Genomic DNA, 20693 nt, shown 5'->3' on the forward strand with positions numbered 1-20693 from the left:
ATCGTGCTGCGGCATGGGAGCAGTTGTAGGGCCCGGGGAGCGCTAGTGCAATCAGTTGCAAAAGATCGCGGAAGTCTGGTGAATCAGGCTGCTCACCCCCTTCACCAGCGGTTTCGCACCTGAACCGGGTCGCCGCAGCCGACCGTCCCGGTAGAAGACAGGTACGGGATCAGGTATGGCATCAGGTATCCCTACCCGTAGCCCTCGCAACGTGCTGAACCCACAGTCGGCACATGAACGAAACACATGTCGACGCAGTCATCGTGGGTGCCGGTTTCTCCGGCCTCTACGCCACCCACCGCCTCCGCAACCAGCAGGGCCTGTCGGTGCAGTCCTTCGAGGCGGCCTCGGGGCCGGGCGGCGTCTGGCACTGGAACCGGTACCCCGGAGCGCGCTGCGACTTCGAGAGCATCTTCTACTCCTTCTCCTTCGACGAGGACCTGCAGCGGGAGTGGCGCTGGAAAGAGCGGTACGCCGCGCAGCCGGAGATCCTGGCCTACCTGGAGCATGTGGCCGACCGGTTCGACCTGCGCCGCAGCTACCGGTTCAGCACGCGCGTCACGTCTGCGGTCTGGGACGACGCCGCTCAGCGCTGGGTTGTCGGCACGGACGACGGCGGCGTCACCATCGCGCGGTTCTTCATCAACGCGGCCGGCGCCTTCTCGGTGAACAAGCCGAACGACTTCCCGGGCCAGGAGACGTTCCGAGGCACGGTCGTCCACACCAGCCGGTGGCCGGCCGACGGCGTCGATCTGGCCGGCAAGCGTGTCGCCGTGATCGGCACCGGCTCGACCGGCATCCAGGTCATCCAGACGATCGCCCCGCAGGTCGCCGAACTGACCGTGTTCCAGCGGACCGCGAACTTCGCCTGTCCCCTCGGGAACCGTCCGCTCACCGATGAGGAGTTCGAGCAGACCGTCGCCGACTACCCGAGGCTGCGGGAGGAGTCGCGCAACAGCCTGGCCGGCGCCGCGTACCCGCGCGCCACGCGCTCCGCGATGGCGGACAGCCCCGAGGAACGCCGCAAGACGTACGACGCGTACTACAACGGCGGCGGCTTCCGGATGCTCGCGTCCACCTACTTCGACCTGATCTACAACCCGGCCGCCAACGAGACGGCGGCGGACTACATCCGGGACCGGATCCGGGAGCGGGTCAAGGACCCGAAGACCGCGGAACTGCTGACTCCGAAGGGGCACCCGTACGGCGCCAAGCGCGCCACGTTCGAGACGAAGTACTTCGAGACGTTCAACCTGCCGCACGTGCGTCTCGTCGACGCCAAGACGACCCCGATCGAGCGGATCACCGAGAAGGGCATCGCCACCACGGCCCAGGAATACGAGTTCGACGTGATCGTGCTCGCCACGGGCTTCGACGTGGGCGCGGGCGCCCTGATGCGGATGGGCGTGGTGGGCCGCGACGGCCGGAAACTGACCGACCACTGGGCCGACGGGCAGCGCGCGTACATCGGTATGGCCAACCACGGCTTCCCGAACCTGTTCCACGTCAACGGGCCGCAGGGCGCGGCGGCCCTCTTCAACAACCCGATCGCCATCGAGGACAGCGTCGACTTCATCGCCGACCTCATCGCCTATACGGACGCGCACGGGCACCGGACGGCCGAGGTGACGGCCGCGGCCGAGGACCGGTACAACGAGGTGGTCCGGGAGGTCGCCGAGGTGACCCTGTTCCCCAAGGCGGTCACCTGGTACATGGGCGACAACATTCCGGGCAAGCCGCGGACTCCGCTCTCGCTGTTCACCGGTGCGCCGATGTACCGCGCAATCTGCGCCGAGGTCCAGGCGACCGAGTACGCCGGTTTCTCGCTCGACGGGGACGCGCGAGACCTGCCGAACTCGATCAAGATCGACGGTGCGGCGGTCTTCCTCCTCGCCGGCCTGATGAACATGGGCGCCAAGCCGCTCGAGGAGTCCTCCCTGGAGGAGATCCGAGCAGGCATCGAGACCTTCAAGCACCTGCAGCTGCCGGTTCCCTCGGATGTCGGCATCACCGACACCCAGTACCCGACCGCCGGTGGTGAGCGGACGGTGCGCCTGTACCGGCCGCCGGTCGAGGGCCCGCTGCCCGTGGTCGTCTTCCTCCACGGCGGCGGCTGGGTCGCCGGCAGCCTGAACCTTTACGACGAGCCCTGCGCGTCCCTGGCCCGGCGCCTCGGCGCTCTGGTCGTGTCCCCGGAGTACCGGCTCGCCCCCGAGCACCCGTTCCCGGCGGCGATCGACGACACGATGGCGGCTCTGCGCTGGGCGGCGGAGAACATCGCCGGGTATGGCGGCGACCCGGAGTGGATCGCCGTCGGTGGCGAGAGCGCCGGTGCGAACCTGGCCGCAGTGGCCGCGCTGCGCACCCGGGACGAGGGCGGACCGCGCCTTGCCGCCCAGGTCCTCGTCACTCCGCCGACCGATTTCACCGCCGACACCGAGTCCCGCAAGACCTTCGCGCGCGGCCCGATCATCTCCACCGAGCTGGGCGGGCGCATGGCGGCCTGGTATCTCGGCGACCCTGCCCACGTGACGTCGTCCTGGGCCGCCCCGGCACACGCGCCGGACCTGTCGAACCTGCCGCCCGCACTGGTGGTCACCATGGAGATCGATCCGCTGCGCGACGAGGGCGAGGACTACGCGCGAGCGCTGACGGACGCCGGTGTGCCGACCGTCTGCAAGCGCCTCGACGGTCTGATCCACACCACGTTCGTGCTCTCAGGCTCGATCCCTCGCGCCGCCGAGATCCAGGACGCCATCAGCGACTTCCTCGCGCCGCTGCTGTCGGCCGAGGCCGGGAAGGCGAAGGCCGCGGCCACCCTCGGCTGAGCAGGCCCAGCGACTTCACGGCACACGAGCCGTGAACGACGGGGGCCGAGTGCTTGCCCGGCGCCTGGCCGGGCCTGTGCCTGGCGCGGCATCGATGGCTTGATGCCCCCGCAGCACCGCTTCTGACGCTCGCGCATCGCACGCCAGGGATACCTGCCACCGTCCGGCGTGCGACGGCGGGGCACCACAACGCGATCACCATGACGCAGACCGGAGAGGACATCAGCATGACCGGAATTCTGGAGGGCAAGCGTGCGCTGCTGACCGGCGCGCACCGGGGCATCGGCCGGGCGGTCGCCGAAGCGTTCGTCGCCGCCGGCGCCCGCGTCGTGATCGCCGACATCGAGGGGGCCGACAAGGCAGCTCTGGAGATCGGCCACGACACCGTCGGCGTCACCTGCGACGTCCGCTCCGGCGACAGCGTGGCCTCGGCGGTCGCCGAGGCCACGCGTGCCCTGGGCGGACTCGACGTGCTGGTCAACAACGCCGGTGTCGAGTGCTTCGGTCTCCTCCACGAACTGACCGAGGACGAGTTCGATCGGATGTACTCGGTCAACCTGCGGGGTACATGGCTGGTCTACAAGCACGCGGTTCCCGCCCTGACGGACGGCGGCGGCGCGATCGTCAACATCGCCTCGCTGGCCGGCGTCGTCGGGTTCCCCCTGCTCGGCGCCTACGCGGCGGTCAAGGCCGGTGTCGTGCGCTTGACCGAAGTGATGGCGCTTGAGCTGCGCGACCTTGGCGTGCGCGCCAACGCGATCTGTCCCGGGTTCATCGACACCCCCATGATCGAGCGCGCCTTCACAGAGTTCGAGGCCGCCACCGGAACGCCGCTGAAGGATCTGATCACTCGGGGGCAGGGACGGCTCGGCACACCCGGGGAAGTGGCTTCACTGGCCACCTACCTGGCCTCGGAGGGCGCCTCGTTCGTCAACGGCACCGCCACCGTGATCGACGGGGGAATGAACGTGCAGCGACTGTGAGGGGACGGATCTGCCCATTTCGCCGTCTCTCGGACTATTCCAGGTGCCACCCGTACAGGCCGCTGGTCGGCCTGCGCGCGACGGCCGGCCTCCGGGCCTTGGGCCCGACTGCCACTCACCGCCGGCGCACCCACTCGGTGGGGCAAACGTGCTCACCGGCGGCGTCAGGCGCCGAGGCTCTTGGCGACCTTGCGGGCGGCGACCATCACCAATCGGACCGGGGCGGCCCACGTCCCTGGTGAACCCGACGTTTACGTCACAAGAGAGACGGCGGCACAGGCGTCCGTGCGGGGCGGGCATCCGGCGGCCCTGCGGGCCGCCGCCAGGGCAGGGTCGAAGGCCGCGATCGCTTTGCCGGCGCTGGAGCAGTGCGTGGGCCGGCGCCGCTTCGCCCGGCGGGCGGCCGGCTTCTCTTCCGCGAGACCGCGGCTGCACAGCATGGTCAGCAGCCGGTGCGCCGTGCTCTTGGCCACGCCGAGCCGGCGGGCGATGTCGGACCGCCGACTCTCGGGTTGAGGCCGGGGACAAGATGGGTGTCGCGGGTGGATGCTGCGAGCAGGCTTTTGCTTGCTGGGGGTGGTCGCGAGAATTGATCAGACCCGCGAGGGTGTGGTGTTCGGGTTGGACTCGCCTAGGATCTCTGCATGACTAGCGCCCAGGCCCCTCAACGAGGAGGGAACCGGGTCGGTCCGTCTCTGAATCGCTTGATCGCGCGAAGGAGCGATCTCGACGTCGCACAGCGGACACTGTCGGAATCCAGGCTGCTGACCTTCGTCGGGGCAGGCGGTGTGGGTAAGACGCGGCTGGCCCTGGAATTGGCCTATCGAGCTCGCAACGGCTTCCCCGACGGCGCGTGGCTGGTCCGACTGGCCGATCTGAGCATCGGTGCAGGGGGCGCGGAGGTGGAGTCCGCGGTGGTCAGCGCCTTGGACATCAACGATCAGTCCGCCACGCAGCCGCGTGAGAAGCTGCTGTCCTTCTTGAGCAACCGCAAACTGCTGCTGGTTCTGGACAACTGCGAGCACGTGCTGGATTCTGTGCGGGCGGCGGTGCCGGTCATGCTGCGCGAGGCCCCGCAGCTGCGCGTGGTGGCCACGAGCCGGGAACCCCTCGGTGTCGAGGGGGAGGTGCTGCGGCCGGTGCTGCCACTGAGCGTGCCCGAACCGGCCACCCCGGCAGCGCAGCTGATCGCGGACGGGTCGGTGAGCCTGCTGGTGGAGCGGGCGCGTGCCGTCGATCCCGAGTTCGATGTCACCGAAGACAACGCTGAGGCCGTGGTCGAGCTGTGCCGACTGCTGGAGGGCATACCGCTGGCCATCGAGCTGGCAGCAGCGAAGCTGCGAGCGCTGACCGTCGAGCAGGTGGTGGAGAGGTTCGGCCGACGACTGGCGTCATTGACCGCGCCGGACGCCGAGTCCCGGCCGCGGCACGGATCACTGCGGGCGATGGTGGATTGGAGCCACCAGCTCTGCCCGCAGACCGCGCAGATCCTCTGGCGCCGATTGTCGGTGTTTCCCGCAACCTTCGATCTTGAGCTCGTTGAAGAGGTCTGTGCTTTCGGCGAGCTCCACCCCGACGACGTCGTCGATTCCATCGAGCGTCTGGTCGGGCAGTCGATCCTGCTGGCCGAGCGCGATGTCGGCACCATGCGGTACCGCCTGCTCGCTCCCGTCCGTGAGATCGCGGCCGAACACGCCGAACAGGCCGGCGAAGCGGACGAGTTGCGGCGCAGACATCGCGACGTGATGCTGCGCCGGGCCCAGTGGGTCCTCGACCAGTGGTGCGGTCCCCAGCAGGAGGCCCTGCTGGAGCGGATGCGCCTGGAACACGCGGACCATGTCGCAGCGGTGCAGTGGAGCCTCTCCACTCCGGGGGAGGAACGAGCCGCTCTGCGCCTGATGGCACGGCTGCGCTACCACTGGCTGTCCGGAGGGTTCCTCGCCGACGGCCGGACGCGAATGGAGGCGGCGCTCGCCGCGGTCACCGCGCCGTCGCCGGATCGGGCCGAGGGCGTGTGGGTGATGATCTGGATCGCGTTGATCCAGGGGGACCACCACAGTGCCGCACGGTGGCTCAGCACACTTGCGGACCTCGCCGAGGAACTGGACGACCCCGGCGTGAAGCTGCGTGTCACCCACTGGGGGGCGCTGTGGGCGCTCTTCACCGGAGACGCAGACACCGCGGTGCAGGGCTTGCGGACCGCTGTTGACGGACACCGCGACCGCGGTGATCGTGAGTTGGAACTCGCCGCTCGCTATATGCTCGCCACCGCGCTCGCCTGCGCTGGCCGGGCAACCGAGGCCGTGGAGATCAGCCGCAGCACGGTGGCGTTGTGCGAGACGTATGGAGACAGGTCCGGCCGCGCCTTCTCCCTCTGGGCTGCGGGCCTGGCCGAGTGGACGTTGGGCCACCTGGAAGAGGCGGAGCGATCGGCCCGTGCGGCACTGCGGATTCAGCTCCCGTCCGAAGGGATCGGCGTCGCTCTGTGCACCGACCTGCTGGCCTGGGTGGCCTACGACCGTGGTGAGGTGGACCGCGCGGCCGCCCTGTGCGAGGCGGCACGGCGAGTGTGGCGTTCCCTCGGCACGTCGATCGCCGCATTCGGGCCGCAGGTGTCGGAGTTCGCGGAACGCCACTGCGCCCACCGGCCCGATCTGCTGAGTTCCGGGGGTGGCGAGCTCTCCGTTCCTCTGTGGCGCCTGCGGGACGTGATCGATCTGGCCCTGGGCGCCGAGGGGAGTACGGCCGTGGCCCGGCGCGCCGATGCCACCGAGCCACTCACCAAGCGGGAGCTGGAGGTCGCCGCCCTGATCGAATCCGGCTTGTCCAACCGGGAGATCGCCCATCGGCTGGTGATCGCGAAGCGCACCGCTGACGGTCACGTCGAGCGGATCCTCGCCAAGCTCGGGTTCACCTCGCGGGCCCAGATCGCCGCGTGGATGGCCCGGCGACGCGCACAGGTCGCCGGGCGTACGGGCGGGATCGGATAGCGCCGACCGCACCCGGCTCCGACTGCTGTCGCCAGTCAGACGTGAGGGCCTCCGAGCCGCCACAGCTGCTCGGAGGCCCTCATCCCTTATCCTCAGACGCCGGATGCGGTGATCTCCCGCTTGAGGATCTTGCCGGTGGGCCCGGTCGGCAGGGAGTCGGTCAGCCACACGCGGCGCGGGTACTTGTACGCGGCCACCCGCTCCTTGACGAACTCCTGCAGTTCCTCCGGCGTGGCCTGCGCGCCGGGGCGCAGGACGACCGCGGCGGCCACCTCCTCACCGAGCTTGTCGTCCGGCACGCCCACGACGGCGGCCAGGGCGACGGCGGGGTGCTCGTGCAGGACCTCTTCGATCTCGCGCGGATAGACGTTGTAGCCGCCGCGGATGATCAGGTCCTTCTTGCGGTCGACGATGTACAGGTCGCCGTCCTCGTCCCGCCGGGCCATGTCACCGGTGCGGAACCAGCCGTCGGAGAGGGCCGCCGCCGTCTCCTCGGGGCGGTTCCAGTAGCCCTTCATCACGTTCGGGCCGCGCACGACCAGCTCGCCCACCTCGCCAGTGGCCACTTCCTGTCCGTCGGCGTCCAGCAGCCGTACCTCGACGTCACGGACGGGCGTCCCCACCGAACCGGGCTTGCGCAGGCGGTCAGGGCGGCAGAAGGAGACGGCGGGGCTCGTCTCGGACAGGCCGTAGGCCTCCAACACCATGCAGCCGAAGTGGCGCTCGAAGCCGTGAAGGATCTCCACCGGCAGCGCGGCCCCGCCCGAGATGCATGTACGCAGGGCGGACACATCCACGTTCGCGGCAGCCGGGTGCTGCAGCAGCGCCGCGTACATGGTGGGGACGCCCTCGAACACGGTGGCAGCTTCACGAGCGAGGATGTCGAGCACGGTCTCCGCGTCGAAACGGGGGACGATCACGAGCAGAGCGCCGCTCTTCACCGCGGCGTTGAGGGTGGCGGTCTGGCCGAAGATGTGGAAGAGCGGCAGGCAGCCCACCACCACGTCGTCCGAGGTCATCCTGGCCAGGTCGGTGACGATGATCTCGGTGTTGTGGCGCAGGTTCGCATGGGTCAGCGAGGCGCCCTTGGGGCGGCCGGTGGTGCCGGAGGTGTAGAGCAGGACCGCGATGTCGTCCCCGTCGACCGCGGCGACCTGTCGATCGGGCTCGTGCCGCTCGAGACGCTCGGCGAAGTCGGCGGGCTCGACGACCAGGTGCCGCACGCCGGCGGCGGCAGCGCCCTTGTCGCCCTCACCTGGTGCCTGGTGCCACTCGAAGAGCAGCACGGCACCGCAGTCGCCCAGGTGGTAGGCGACCTCCCGCTCCTTGAGCAGCGGGTTCAGCGGCAGGACTATGCCGCCGGCGCGCAGGATGCCGTAGTAGAGGATGACGAACTCGGGTGAGCTGGGCAGCATCAGGGCGACCCGGTCGCCGGGCCGGACCCCCTCGGCGCGCAGCAGTGCGGCGGCTCGGGCGGTTGCCTCGTCCAGCTCCGCGTAGCTGATGGTCGCCGTTCCCAGCCGCAGCGCCGGGCGCTCCGGCTGTCGGGCGGCCGTCGCCACCAGGAACTCCGCGAGATTGGGCATGCCTGTCTCCTCTTGCGACTACGTGCATCGCGCGTCCCAGCGATGCTTGGCGGCATGCTGCCGTCCGTAATGAGGAGCGTCTATGGCAGCACATACAGCATCGCTGTGGACTACTTGTTCCCAGAAACAAGGACACCGCCATAAGCTGCGGAGATGGACCTCTCCGGTGTCGCTTCGGTGCTGCAGGAGCGCCTTCACGAAATCAGTGAGGCGTTGGCGGTGCGCATTCGCGCAGAGGTTGATTCCTACGCCGATGATTCGGTTGTTCCCGGGGAATCGCTTCGATTTTCCCTCGAACGCAATGCGCGCGTCGTCCTGGCGTATTTCGCCGAGGGCAGCGAGCCCGACACCCGCCCGGCGCGCGAGACCGGGCGGATCCGCGCCGAGCAGGGCGTCCCGCTGGTGGACGCCCTGCATGCCTACCGGATCGCGTTCGACTCGCTCTGGGCGCAAATCCTCGACGAGGCCCGGCGCTACCCCGAGGTGGCTGAGGCCCAGCTCGCAGCCGGATCCTCGGAGATCTGGATGCTGTTCGGCCGGTACGCGGAGGTGCTCGCCACCGCATACCGGGAGACCTCCACCGAGTTGAGCCGGCAGCGCGAGGCGAGACGTTCAGCACTGGTCGAGGCAGTGTGCAGGGGCGACATCACGGACCGTGCCGGGCTCGACGACGCGGCGCACCACCTCGGGCTGCCCAAGGACGGACCGTATGCGGTGGTGGTGGCCGCGGGCCTCGGGGCGGGAGAGGAACCGTTGCCCGGGATCGAGGCGGCGTTGCGCGAGGCTCACGTGCCCTCGGCCTGGGGACTGCTGCTGGACCAGCAGATCGGTGTGCTGTCCCTCGCCGTGCCGGACGCCGAGACGCTCAGCCTCCGGACCCTGCGGCGGCGCCGCGCCCGGATGGGGATCAGCCCGCTGTTCGACTCGCTCGGCGACACCCCCCGGGCACTGCGCTTCGCACGGCTGGCGCTCGCCGGGCTGGCCCGGGAGTCGGCGGGCGCGGCCTGCTTCGACGACCACCCGCTGGCCATGGTCGTCGCGGCGGCGCCCGAGGAGGCGACACGCCTGGTGCACGTCATCCTGAAACCCGTGCTCGTTCTGCCCCCGCAGGACCGGACGCGCCTCCTGGAGACTCTTCGCCACTGGTTCGCCGCAGGTGGCCGGGCACAGGACACCGCCGAGCGGATGTTCGTGCATCCGAACACGGTCCGTTACCGGCTGCGCCGGATCGAGGAACTGACCGGTCGCTCCCTGTCCGACCCCCGCACCCTGGCCGATCTCGGGGCGGCGCTGGAGGCCCTGCGCGTCCTTCCTCACTGATCAGGCGGTACGGGCCCGGGAGCCGCGACCGGCCACCTTATGCTCCCCGCATGGAGCTACGGCACATCCGGTACTTCGTCGCCGTTGCCGAGGAGTGCCACTTCGGGCGCGCCGCGGAGCGTCTGCACATCGCCCAGCCTCCGCTGTCGCAGCAGATCAAACAGCTGGAGACGGAACTCGGCGTACAACTTCTGACCCGGTCGACACGCCGGGTGGAACTCACACCCGCCGGTGCCCGGTTCCTGGAGCGGGCGCGCGGCATCCTCGCCGCGGTGGACGCCGCCGCGGACGAGGCAGGGCGCGTCGCCTCCGGCCTGGTCGGCAAGGTCGCCATCGGTTTCACGGGTTCGGCGACCTACGAGCTGCTGCCGACGGTGGCCCGCGCGCTGCGCGAGGAGTTCCCGGGGATCGAGCTGGAGCTCGAGGGGGAGATGCTGACACCACGCCAGGTGGAAGCGCTGCACGACCGGTCCCTGGACATCGCGTTCCTGCGCCCCCCGGTCCGCGATCCCGAGCTGAACGTCCTGGTGTTCCGTCGGGAACCGCTCATCGCCGTGCTGCCGGAGGGGCATGAACTCGCCGGCCGGAAGAGCGTGCCGCTGGCCGAGCTGCAGACCGAACCGTTCATCTGTTACCCCTCCCAGCATCGATCGGTGGTGTACGACGCCGTCTTCGATGCCTGCCAGCGAGCGGGCTTCCATCCTTCGGCAGTGCAGGAGGTGGCCGAGACCTCGACACTCGTCGCCTTTGTCGCCGGCGGGCTCGGCGTCGCGCTCGTGCCCGCCTCGGTGCGGCACCTGCACATCACGGGGGCCACATACCGACCCCTGTCGGGCACGACCGAGGAGGTCGAGCTGGCCGTCGCGACCCGAGCGGGCGAGGACTCCGCGTTGCTCGCCCGGGTGATGCCCCGCCTGCGGTGGCTGCTGGGCGGCGGCCGACCTGCCGCCCGCTGACGCCTCGGACCTGCTCTGACGTGTCGTGCGTCTCTGTACTGCCACGACGGCCGGCCGGTAATCTCGAAAAAGCAAGCGCTTAGTCAGATGCTTGGTCCCCTCTGTGTGCTCGCCGGTCCGCTGGTCTCCGCCGGTCGCGAGCCTTGACGAAGGAGCATGTCCGTGCGCCGTACGGTATTCAACGAAGATCACGAGGCGTTCCGGGAGACCCTCCGCGCCTTCATCGCGGCCGAGGTCGTTCCGGTCCACGACGAATGGCTCGCCGCCGGCCAGGCGCCGCGCGAGTTCTACTACAAGCTCGCCGAGCTGGGCCTGTTCGGGATCAGCGTGCCGGAGGAGTACGGCGGCGCGGGCTTGGCCACCCACAAGTTCGAGGCCATCCAGTACGAGGAAACGGCCCGCGCAGGTATCACCTTCGGCGGGTCCGGCGTCCACGTCAACCTCTGCCTGCCGTACATCAAGATGCTCGCCACCGACGAGCAGAAGAAGCGCTACCTGCCCAAGTTCGTCTCCGGTGAGGAGATGTGGGCCATCGCGATGACCGAGCCGGGCACCGGCTCCGACCTCGCGGGCATGAAGACCACCGCCAAGCTCTCCGAGGACGGCACGCACTACGTCCTCAACGGCGCCAAGACCTTCATCACCGGTGGCGTGCACGCCGACCGTGTGATCGTCTGCGCCCGCACCGCCGCCCCGACGGCCGAGGACCGCCGCCACGGCATCTCCCTCCTCGTGGTGAACACCAAGTCCGAGGGCTACTCGGTCGGTCGCAAGCTCGACAAGCTTGGGATGAAGACCTCTGACACCGCCGAGCTGGCCTTCGTCGACGTCAAGGTGCCCGTCGAGAACCTCCTCGGCGAGGAGAACAAGGGCTTCTACTACCTCGGCCACAACCTCGCCTCCGAACGCTGGGGCATCGCCTACGGCGCGTACGCGCAGGCCAAGGCCGCGGTCCGGTTCACCCAGCAGTACGTGCAGGATCGGGTCGTCTTCGGCAAGCCGGTCGCCACGTTCCAGAACACCAAGTTCGAGCTGGCCGCCTGCAAGGCCGAGGTGGACGCGGCCGAGGCCGTGGTCGACCGCGCCACGGAGGCTCTCGAGGCCGGCGAGCTGACCCCCGCCGAGGCTGCCAGTACAAAGCTCTTCTGCACCGAGGTCGCCCACCGCGTGATCGACCGCTGCCTTCAACTGCACGGCGGCTACGGCTACATGAACGAGTACCCGATCGCCCGCCTGTACGCGGACAACCGCGTCAACCGGATTGTCGGCGGCACCGACGAGATCATGAAGACGATCATCGCCAAGGACATGGGTCTGTAGGCATCAGGCACTCCAGTCCCTGCTCGATCGGCTCGACGTCGAGTAGATCGAGCAGGACGTCTTCTGAACATGACGCCCCGGATATCAATCCATTAGTAATCGATATTTCACACGTCATTGCGGCGCTGTAACACTCAGAGCAACCGCAGGCCGCGGCAGTGGCGCACCGCCCGAGCGGCCCTGCGGACGTCGGCTCGGAGCAAGGAGCGCCCGATGACGCCGTTCATGATTTCCGTGATGTCCCTGCTCGACGGGGCGCCACCGCCCGTGCCGGAGACCGAGCCGAGCCAGGCCGGCCCGGTGGCGGTCGTCACCGACACGCAGGTCGTCGTCCGGTCCCTGGCCGAGCAGCTGGTCTGTGAGGCGAACTCGGTCCTCCGGGAGCACGGCACCGCCTTCACCCTGGCGGACGAGACCGGTCCCGGGAGCCTGTCCTTCACCATCGGCTGCGGCGAAGCCGAAGCCCGGGTGGAGACCGCCGTGTCCGGCCGTACCGCCGTCGCCCGGCTCACCGCCCCCTGTCTCCCGGACGACGGACCGCGCCGGCTCACCGGCGAGGACGAGCTTCAGACACTCCTGCTCGGCCTGATCGCCGCCTCCGTACGCCGCTGAAACAGCGCGGCAACCGTCCCTGATGCCGATGAAGCCCGTCAGGAGAAGCTCGTGCAATACGAACTGCGCTACCGGGTCCTCGAACCGAGGCGCCAGACCTACCAGAACGTGATCGACCGCCTCGGCGACCAGCCGGCGAGCCGCTATCTCGAAGCGACACTCGACGTCGAGCCGAGGGAGAACTTCCACTACCGGCCCACCTGGGCGCAGGACCGCGAGCTGTACGACGAGCGGTTCTCCGCCCTGCGGCTGACGGATCCGTACAGCTACACCGATCCGCGCCAGTACTACTACACGCCGTACGTGACTCAACGGGCCGCGCTGCACGACGAGTTCGGCAAGACGCTGGGCTACCTGGAGGCGCGCGACCTGCTCGCGAAGCTGCCCGAGGCGTGGCACACAGTGCTGACCTCGGTGGTCGTCCCGCTCAGGCACTACGAGTCCGGGGCCCAGCTGGTGAGCGTCTCCGGCGCCCGCTTCGCCTACGGCACCTCCCTGGAGCAGTGCTGCACCTTCGCCGCGTTCGACCGGATCGGCAACGCGCAGATGCTCTCCCGGGCCGGGATCGCCGCCGGCGGCGGCACCGCCGAGGCGCTCAAGGAGGCCAAGCGGCAATGGCTTGACGGCGAGCACCTCCAGCCACTGCGCCGCCTGACCGAGGAGATCATGGTCGTCGAGGACTGGGCGGAGGGCCTGCTGGCCGTCGACCTCGTCGACTCACTCGTCTACCCGCTGCTGTACCAGCACCTCGACGAGGCCGCGCTGCTCGGCGGGGCCGGCGCGTACAGCCTGGTCGCACAGCACCTGGCCACGTGGTACGCCGACCAGCGCAAGTGGCTGGACGCGCTGCTCACCTGCTGGGCGAACGACCCGGAACGCGGCGAGGACAACCGCGCCGCCCTGACCCGGATCGCCGCCACTTGGGCCGACCGGGCGCGCGAGGCGGTCGCGGCCCTCACCGAGGCGATCGACCAGGCGCTCCCGCAGGCGGCGAGCACCACTGTGCTCGGCGACCTCGCCGGCGCCCACGCCACCGCATGGACCAAGACCACCGGAGGCGCCGCATGAGCACCGGAACACTGCGCCAGGTCGCCATCGACCTCCAGGAGTCCGAGGAGAACCGGGCCCTGATCGAGGCGATCAAGGACGACAACCCCGAACTGACCCTCCGTCACCTTCCCGGCCTCGTCAAGCTGCAGGCGGCGGGCCGGATCGTCATCAACCGCGAAAGCGTCGAGAACCGCCTCGGGCGGGAGTGGGAGACCGGCGAGTTCCAGCTGGCCATCGTCTCCTACACCGGCAACTTCTCCGAGTGGGACGACGACCGGATCATCGTGAGTTGGGAGCACTGACATGAGCGTGCCGACGAAGAAGGCCGCCTCGAAGCCGGCCCGCAAGCTGCCGCTCAAGGAGCGCTATGCGCTGCTGACCCGCGATCTGGACTGGGAGCCGGGCTACGTCGACCGTGAGCAGCTCTTTCCGCACACCCGCTACGAGGGCATCAAGATCCACGACTGGGACGGCTGGCAGGATCCCTTCCGGCTGACGGTGGACGCCTACTACAAGTACCAGGCCGAGAAGGACAAGCGGCTGTACGCCGTGCTGGACGGTTTCGCTCAGAGTCAGGGGCACCTGTCGCTGTCGGACGCCAGCTACCTGAACGCCATCAAGCTGTTCATCCAGGGCGTCACTCCCCTGGAATACGCCGCGCACCGCCACTTCGCCTACCTGGCCCGCCACCTCGAGGGCCCCGCCCCCCGGTTCGCGGCGCTGTGCCAGAGCGTGGACGAATTGCGCCACTGCCAGACGCAGATCCACACCATCAGCAACTACAACAAGTACTACGGCGGCTTCCACAGCTGGTCGAAGATGCACGACCGGGTCTGGTACCTGTCGGTGCCCAAGTCCCTCTTCGACGACGCCATGACCGCCGGGCCGTTCGAGTTCCTCATCTCCATCTCGTTCAGCTTCGAGTACCTGCTGACGAACCTCCTGTTCGTGCCGTTCATGAGCGGCGCCAGCTTCAACGGCGACATGCCCACCATGTCGTTCGGCTTCTCCGCCCAGTCCGACGAGAGCCGGCACATGACGCTGGGCCTGGAGGCCATCAAGTTCCTGCTGGAGCAGGACGAGGGCAACGTGCCGATCATCCAGGACTGGATCGACAAGTGGTTCTGGCGGGCGTACCGGATGTCCGCGCTGGTCGCGGGGATGATGGACTACATGCTGCCCAAGCCGGTGATGAGCTGGCGCGAGGCATTCGAGCTGTACTTCGAGGAGCAGATGCTCGGGGGGCTCTTCCCCGACCTCGAGTACTACGGCATTCAGCCGCCCCGCCACGTGAACGACGCGATCGCCGAGAAGGACCACCTCTCGCACCAGGTCTACAAGATCCTGCACAACTTCTCGTTCGCCGCCGCCTTCACCACCAAGACGCCCGACGACGCCCACATGGCGTGGCTGGCGGAGCAGTACCCGGACTCCTTCGACCAGGTCTACCGGCCGGTCTGGGAGAAGCACCGGAAGATCGAGGCCGACGGCGGCCGGGTGTTCTTCCAAGGACTGCCGCAGCTGTGCCAGGTCTGCCAAGTTCCGATGGCCTTCACCGAGCCCGGAAACCCGGCCCGGATCTCCTTCCGGCGCAGCACCTTCCGCGACGAGACCTTCCACACCTGCAGCGACGGCTGCCAGTGGATCTTCGAACGGGAGCCGGAGAAGTACGTCCAGGCCTGGCTCCCCGTCCACCAGATCTACCAGGGCAACTGCGGCGGCCCCACCGTCCCCGACGTCCTTGCCTGGTACGGCATCCAGGAGGGCGACAACGGCGAGTACACGGGTTCCCCCGACCAGCTCGCCTGGGCCGCATGGCACAGCGACGGCGACGGCAAGGCGGTGTGAGATGACGGTCAAGGCGCTGTACGACTACGAGTTCCCGTCGGCCGACCGCGCCGAGGTGTTCGGCGACGACCAGCTGGTCTACGTGCACTGGCGGGGCAACCCGCTGTTCTGCTCGGCCGCCTGCTTCCGCGTACCGAAGAACATGCCGTTCGCGGAATTCGTCACCTCGATGGTGCATGGCTGGGCCGCGTCCGACCCCGACTTCGACCCCGCGTCAGTCACCGACTGGCGGCTGTTCGACGAACAGCTCTACGGCGGACACGACAAGTCGCTGGCCGACCTCGGCATCGGACACAAGGCTCTGCTCAGCTTCGCGGCCTGAGCGGCCACCGCAATCCACCCGCGGGTGCAGGCGCTGCCCGAGAAGCCCCGCACCCGCGGGTCCGGCAAGGGAGAACCCGCAGTGACCACTCACACCGTCCGCATCGAGCCGCTCGGCGCGGAGATCGAGTGCCGTGAGGACCAGACGGTACTGGACGCCGCCCTGCGCGAGGGCATCTGGCTGCCGCACGCGTGCACCCACGGCACCTGCGGCACCTGCAAGGCACAGATCATCGAGGGCGACGCCGACCTCGGTGACGCCTCCCCGTACGCGCTGTTGGAGAGCGAACGGGAGGATGGCTGCGCACTGCTGTGCGTGGCCTGCCCCCGAAGCGACCTCGTCATCGAGGGCGAGGTGGACGTCGAGGAGGGCGTGGACATCCACCCGGTGCGGGACCGGGCGGGCCAGGTGACCGTCATCGAGGACATCGCCCCGGACGTACGGCGGGTCGTCATCACGCTGGACGAGCCGCTCGCGTTCAACCCGGGACAGTACGTCCTGCTGGATGTGCCTGGCAGCGAGCAGCGGCCGTACTCCATCGCCAGCAGCCCCGCCGACGGCGGCCGTATCGAACTGCACATCAAGCGTTCCGAGGGCGGGGTGTGCACCGACGGCTGGATCTTCAAGACGCTGAGTGCGGGGGAGCGGGTCACACTCTCCGGTCCGTACGGCCAGTTCTCCTTCCGGCCGCTGCGCGAGGAACCCGTTCTGCTGCTGGCCGGCGGCACCGGTCTCGCCCCGATGGTGTCGATGCTCCGGCACCTGGTCGAGACCGGCATCGAGCGCGAGGTCGTGCTCTACCACGGCGTCGCCGCCCAGGACGACCTCTACGACGCGGAGTGGTTCGAGACGCTTCAGGCGGAGCACGACTGGTTCACCTACCGTCCCGCACTCTCCCGAGACAGCTGGCGGGGCCGCAGCGGGCGTGTCCCCGCCCTGCTGGCCGAGGACTATCCCCGCGCCTCCGGCCACGTGGCCTACGTATGCGGCAGCCCCGCCATGGTCGCCGACACGCTGAAGGCCCTGATGAAAGCGCGCCTCTTCCCACGTGACATCTACCGGGAGGACTTCTTCGACGCAGCCGACCGCGCTGCCGGCACTCACGTCGTGCGCAGTCCGCTCATCCGCCGATAAGGACCAGACGTGAAGATCACCAGGATCGAGACGATCCCGTTCGCCATCCCCTACCGCAAGGCGCTGCGCTTCGCGAGCGGAGAGGTGGGCACGGCCGAGCACGTACTCGTCCGCGTCCACACCGAGGACGGGATCACCGGCACGGCGGAGGCGCCACCCCGCCCCTTCACCTACGGCGAGACCCAGGCGTCGATCATCGCCGTCATCGACACCGTCTTCGCTCCGCACATCCTGGGCGAGTCCGCGCTGCGCCGCGAGGCGATCTGGACCCGGCTGGCCAGGACGGTCGGCAACCCCACCGCCAAGGCCGCCCTCGACATGGCCCTGTGGGACGTCATAGGCCAGTCGCTGGGCGTGTCGGTGACCGAGCTCCTCGGCGGGTTCACCGACCGGATGCGGGTCGCCCACATGGTTGGCTTCGCCCCGGCGGCCGAGGTGGTGGCCGAGGCCGAGAAACTGCGCGCCGAGTACGGCATCACCGCCTTCAAGGTGAAGGTCGGGCGCCGCCCCTACCGGGACGACGTCGAGGCCACCCGCGCCCTGCGGGAAGCCCTCGGTGAGGACGTGGAGCTCTACATCGACGGCAACCGGGGCTGGACCGCGGCCGAATCGGCCCGCGCCCTGCGCGAGCTGGAGGACGTGGGCCTCACCTTCGCCGAGGAGCTGTGCCCGGCCGACGACGTCCTCGGCCGGCGCTGGCTCGCCGAGCACAGCAGCATCCCGCTGTACGCCGACGAGAGCGCCACCCGGCCCGCCGAGGTCACCCGCGAACTCCTCGCCGGGGCGGCGCACGGGGTGAGCGTGAAGACGGCACGCACGGGCTTCACCCAGTCCCAGCGCATCGTCCACCAGTGCGAGGGCCTGGGCGTCGATGTGGTGATGGGCAACCAGATCGACGGCCAGATCGGCTCCCTGTGCAGCGCCGCGTTCGGAGCCGCCTTCCCGACCACCGCGCGGCGCCCCGCGGAACTGTCCAACTTCCTCGACATGACCGACGACCTGCTCGCCGAGCCGCTGCGGATCGAGAACGGCACGGTCCGCGTACGCGCGGCCGCCGGCCTCGGCATCGAGATCGACGACAACAAGCTGAAGCACTACCGCCAGGACATTTGAACCGCCCATACATCTGACTCGACGACCAGCTCGAAGGAGAGCCGGACATGACTGATGTCACCACACAGCAGAGCACGGAACAGAAGGCCACCGCCGCTGCCTCCGGGGCCTCGGCGACCGAGCGTTTCCAGGCCAAAGAGCGCAGCGAGGCCGCCAGCAGCAAGGAGCGGGTCAGCACGCTCGCCTCGGAGGTCCTGGCCGCGGTGCACGACGTGATCCGCCGTCACAAGGTCACCTACGCCGAGTACGACGCCCTCAAGGCCTGGCTGATCCAGGTCGGCATCGACGGCGAGTGGCCGCTCTTCCTCGACGTGTGGGTGGAGCATGTGGTCGAGGAGGTCAACAACGAGGCCCGCCCTGGCAGCAAGGGCACCATCGAAGGGCCGTACTACGTGCTGGGCGCCCCGGCCCTGTCCGCGGACGCCACCCTGCCCATGCGTGAGGGCGAGAGCGGTACCCCCCTCGTCTTCCAGGGGCAGGTGCGCAGCGCCGACGGCACCCCGCTGCCCGGCGCCCTGGTCGACATCTGGCAGGCCGACGCCGATGGCCTGTACGCGCAGTTCGCGCCGGGCCTACCGGAATGGAACCTGCGCGGACGGCTCACCGCCGACGAGAAGGGCTCGTTCAGTATCCGCACCGTCCAGCCGGCCCCCTACCAGATCCCGACGGACGGCTCCTGCGGCAGGCTGATCGCCGCCGCCGGCTGGCACGCGTGGCGCCCCGCCCACCTCCACCTGAAGGTCAGCGCACCCGGCCACCAGACGCTCACCACCCAGCTGTACTTCCGCGGCGGCGAGCACGTCACCGATGACATCGCCTCCGCCGTCAAGCCCGAGCTGGTCCTCGACCCCGCCCCGGCGGCGGACGGCAACGGGCACGAGGTCCACTACGACCTCGAGCTCGCGCCGGAACAGTGAGGGACCGGAGGAAACGCGATGCTGTTCGCGGTGCGCATGGGCGTGGGTATTCCGCGGGACCTCGACCCCGAGGTCCGCGCGGACCTGGTGGCCCGGGAGAAGGCCTACTGCCAGGAACTGCAGAAGACCGGTGAGTGGGTGCACATCTGGCGGTGCGTCGGCCAGTACGCCAACATCAGCGTCTTCGACGTCGCCGACAACGAGGCGCTGCACCGGATCCTGTGGAACCTGCCGCTCTTCCCCTACATGAGCGTCGAGGTCACGCCCCTGGCCCAGCACCCGTCCGACCTCGCGGCCGGCGAGGAAGCGGCCTGATGGACAAGACGGTGGCCACCGCCCACGAGGCGGTGGCCGACATACCGGAGGGTGCCTCGCTGGCGGTGGGCGGGTTCGGGCTCAGCGGTGTGCCGAACGTGCTCATCCAGGCGTTGTACGAGCGCGGGGTCGGCGGGCTGAGCGTGGTGTCGAACAACTGCGGCGCCCTGGAATCCGGACTCGCGGTCCTGCTGGCCGCGGGCCGGATCGCCCGGGTGACCGGCTCCTACATCGGCGCCAACAAGGAGTTCGCCCGCCAGTACCTGGCCGGGGAGCTGGAGGTGGAACTGATTCCCCAGGGCACGCTGGCCGAGCGGCTGCGTGCCGGGGGCGCCGGGATCCCCGCCTTCTACACCCCGGCCGGGGTGGGCACGCAGGTCGCCGAGGGTGGGCTGCCCTGGCGCTACGACGGTTCCGGCGGCGTCGCGCTGGCCTCGCCGCCGAAGGAGGTGCGGGAGTTCGACGGCGTGGAGTACGTCCTGGAGCGCGGCATCCGCACCGACTACGCCCTGGTGCGCGCGGCCCGCGGAGACCGGCACGGAAACCTGGTGTTCAACAAGTCCTCCCGCAACTTCAACCCGCTGGCGGCGATGGCCGGGCGCATCACCATCGCCGAGGTGGAGGAACTGGTCGAACCCGGCGCGATCGACCCCGATGCAGGGCATCTGCCGGGCATCTTCGTGCAGCGCATGGTCGCGCTCACCCCTCAGCAGGCGGCGGACAAGAAGATCGAGCAGCGGACGGTGAGCCTCTAGATGGCCTGGACTCGCGAACAGATGGCCGCTCGCGCCGCCCGCGAGCTGAAGGACGGGCAGTACGTCAACCTCGGCATCGGACTGCCCACGCTGATCCCCAACTACCTGCCCGATGACGTGGAGGTGGTGCTGGAGTCGGAGAACGGCGTCCTGGGCACCGGCCCCTACCCCACCGAGGACCAGGTCGACCCGGACCTGATCAACGCCGGCAAGGAGACGGTCACCGTCCTGCCCGGCGCCTCCTTCTTCGACTCGGCGCTCTCCTTCGCCATGACCGCGGCGGGCACATCGACGTCGCCGTGCTGGGCGCGATGCAGGTCTCCGAGCGCGGTGATCTGGCCAACTGGGCCGTTCCGGGAAAGCTGGTGACCGGGATCGGCGGGGCGATGGACCTGGTCCACGGCGCCCGCCAAGTGATCGTGGTGATGACCCACACCGCCAAGGACGGCAGCCCGAAGATCCTCACCGAGTGCGCCCTGCCGCTCACCGGCAGGGCGTGCGTGAACCGGATCATCACCGACCTCTGCGTCCTCGACGTCACCGACGACGGACTGGTCCTCGTCGAAACCGCGCCGCGCATCTCCGTCGAGGAGGTCACCGCCCGGACCGATGCCAAGCTGATCCTCCCGGAGGGCCTCGCCTGA

The 20693-nt window shown here is 69.3% G+C and carries 18 protein-coding genes and 1 pseudogene; 17 read left to right on the plus strand and 2 right to left on the minus strand.

What is annotated here, in order from left to right:
- The first annotated feature begins 233 nt into the window (after window positions 1-233).
- Window positions 234-2828: a flavin-containing monooxygenase gene (locus tag IH68_RS0103275; RefSeq protein ID WP_030927988.1), complete on the plus strand. Its 2595-nt coding sequence runs from the start codon at window positions 234-236 to the stop codon at window positions 2826-2828.
- Window positions 2829-3028: 200 nt separating this feature from the next.
- Window positions 3029-3811 (plus strand): SDR family NAD(P)-dependent oxidoreductase, encoded by a 783-nt coding sequence (locus tag IH68_RS0103280; protein WP_199931831.1) that lies wholly within the window; start codon window positions 3029-3031, stop codon window positions 3809-3811.
- A gap of 251 nt (window positions 3812-4062) precedes the next feature.
- Here the strand turns inward: IH68_RS0103280 and IH68_RS0103285 are convergent, their stop codons facing one another.
- Entirely contained in the window at window positions 4063-4401 is a 339-nt protein-coding gene (locus IH68_RS0103285; RefSeq protein WP_199931838.1) for a helix-turn-helix domain-containing protein, read from the minus strand.
- Window positions 4402-4455: 54 nt separating this feature from the next.
- Between IH68_RS0103285 and IH68_RS0103290 the strand changes: the two genes are divergently transcribed.
- On the plus strand, window positions 4456-6801 hold the full coding sequence (locus IH68_RS0103290; protein ID WP_030928000.1) for an ATP-binding protein: 2346 nt from the start codon (window positions 4456-4458) through the stop codon (window positions 6799-6801).
- A 92-nt stretch (window positions 6802-6893) separates the two neighbouring features.
- On the opposite strand, the gene IH68_RS0103295 is transcribed toward IH68_RS0103290, so the two are convergent.
- Window positions 6894-8387, minus strand: coding sequence for a long-chain-fatty-acid--CoA ligase (locus IH68_RS0103295; protein WP_030928003.1), 1494 nt, complete (start codon window positions 8385-8387; stop codon window positions 6894-6896).
- 153 nt (window positions 8388-8540) lie between these two features.
- Here IH68_RS0103295 and IH68_RS0103300 point away from each other — a divergent pair, with 153 nt between their 5' ends.
- From IH68_RS0103300 to IH68_RS49530, 14 genes and pseudogenes are all read left to right on the plus strand, one after another.
- Window positions 8541-9707: a PucR family transcriptional regulator gene (locus tag IH68_RS0103300; protein WP_030928005.1), complete on the plus strand. Its 1167-nt coding sequence runs from the start codon at window positions 8541-8543 to the stop codon at window positions 9705-9707.
- A 50-nt stretch (window positions 9708-9757) separates the two neighbouring features.
- On the plus strand, window positions 9758-10663 hold the full coding sequence (locus IH68_RS0103305) for a LysR family transcriptional regulator (RefSeq protein WP_030928007.1): 906 nt from the start codon (window positions 9758-9760) through the stop codon (window positions 10661-10663).
- Between the two features lie 162 nt (window positions 10664-10825).
- Complete coding sequence (locus IH68_RS0103310; RefSeq protein ID WP_030928009.1) at window positions 10826-11983, plus strand: acyl-CoA dehydrogenase family protein; 1158 nt, start codon at window positions 10826-10828, stop codon at window positions 11981-11983.
- 213 nt (window positions 11984-12196) lie between these two features.
- Window positions 12197-12595 carry a hypothetical protein gene (locus IH68_RS0103315; protein ID WP_030928020.1) on the plus strand — a complete coding sequence of 133 codons (399 nt, stop codon included), beginning with the start codon at window positions 12197-12199 and terminating at the stop codon, window positions 12593-12595.
- 51 nt (window positions 12596-12646) lie between these two features.
- The gene (locus IH68_RS0103320) at window positions 12647-13663 is read left to right on the plus strand and encodes a phenol 2-monooxygenase (RefSeq protein WP_030928023.1); all 1017 of its coding nucleotides are present in this window, start codon (window positions 12647-12649) and stop codon (window positions 13661-13663) included.
- A complete protein-coding gene (locus IH68_RS0103325; protein WP_030928026.1) occupies window positions 13660-13947 on the plus strand; it encodes an MmoB/DmpM family protein in 288 nt (95 codons plus the stop codon). Before IH68_RS0103320 ends, IH68_RS0103325 begins: the two co-directional genes overlap by 4 nt.
- Before the next feature lies 1 nt (window position 13948).
- Window positions 13949-15493 carry a YHS domain-containing protein gene (locus tag IH68_RS0103330; protein WP_030928029.1) on the plus strand — a complete coding sequence of 515 codons (1545 nt, stop codon included), beginning with the start codon at window positions 13949-13951 and terminating at the stop codon, window positions 15491-15493.
- A gap of 1 nt (window position 15494) precedes the next feature.
- Window positions 15495-15815, plus strand: a complete 321-nt coding sequence (locus tag IH68_RS0103335) for a phenol hydroxylase subunit P4 (protein ID WP_030928033.1) — start codon at window positions 15495-15497, stop codon at window positions 15813-15815.
- Between the two features lie 81 nt (window positions 15816-15896).
- Window positions 15897-16949 carry an NADH:ubiquinone reductase (Na(+)-transporting) subunit F gene (locus tag IH68_RS0103340; protein WP_030928038.1) on the plus strand — a complete coding sequence of 351 codons (1053 nt, stop codon included), beginning with the start codon at window positions 15897-15899 and terminating at the stop codon, window positions 16947-16949.
- 9 nt (window positions 16950-16958) lie between these two features.
- Complete coding sequence (locus tag IH68_RS0103345) at window positions 16959-18062, plus strand: mandelate racemase/muconate lactonizing enzyme family protein (protein ID WP_030928041.1); 1104 nt, start codon at window positions 16959-16961, stop codon at window positions 18060-18062.
- A gap of 47 nt (window positions 18063-18109) precedes the next feature.
- Window positions 18110-18979, plus strand: a complete 870-nt coding sequence (gene catA, locus IH68_RS0103350) for a catechol 1,2-dioxygenase (RefSeq protein ID WP_030928044.1) — start codon at window positions 18110-18112, stop codon at window positions 18977-18979.
- Window positions 18980-18997: 18 nt separating this feature from the next.
- Window positions 18998-19294, plus strand: coding sequence for a muconolactone Delta-isomerase (catC, locus tag IH68_RS0103355; RefSeq protein WP_030928046.1), 297 nt, complete (start codon window positions 18998-19000; stop codon window positions 19292-19294).
- Window positions 19294-20049 (plus strand): CoA transferase subunit A, encoded by a 756-nt coding sequence (locus IH68_RS0103360; RefSeq protein ID WP_030928049.1) that lies wholly within the window; start codon window positions 19294-19296, stop codon window positions 20047-20049. The genes catC and IH68_RS0103360 overlap by 1 nt, the downstream gene beginning before the upstream one ends.
- A pseudogene (locus tag IH68_RS49530) lies at window positions 20050-20693 on the plus strand (CoA transferase subunit B).

Origin of the sequence: Streptomyces sp. NRRL S-646 (assembly GCF_000720765.1) — a bacterium.
Taxonomy (GTDB): domain Bacteria; phylum Actinomycetota; class Actinomycetes; order Streptomycetales; family Streptomycetaceae; genus Streptomyces.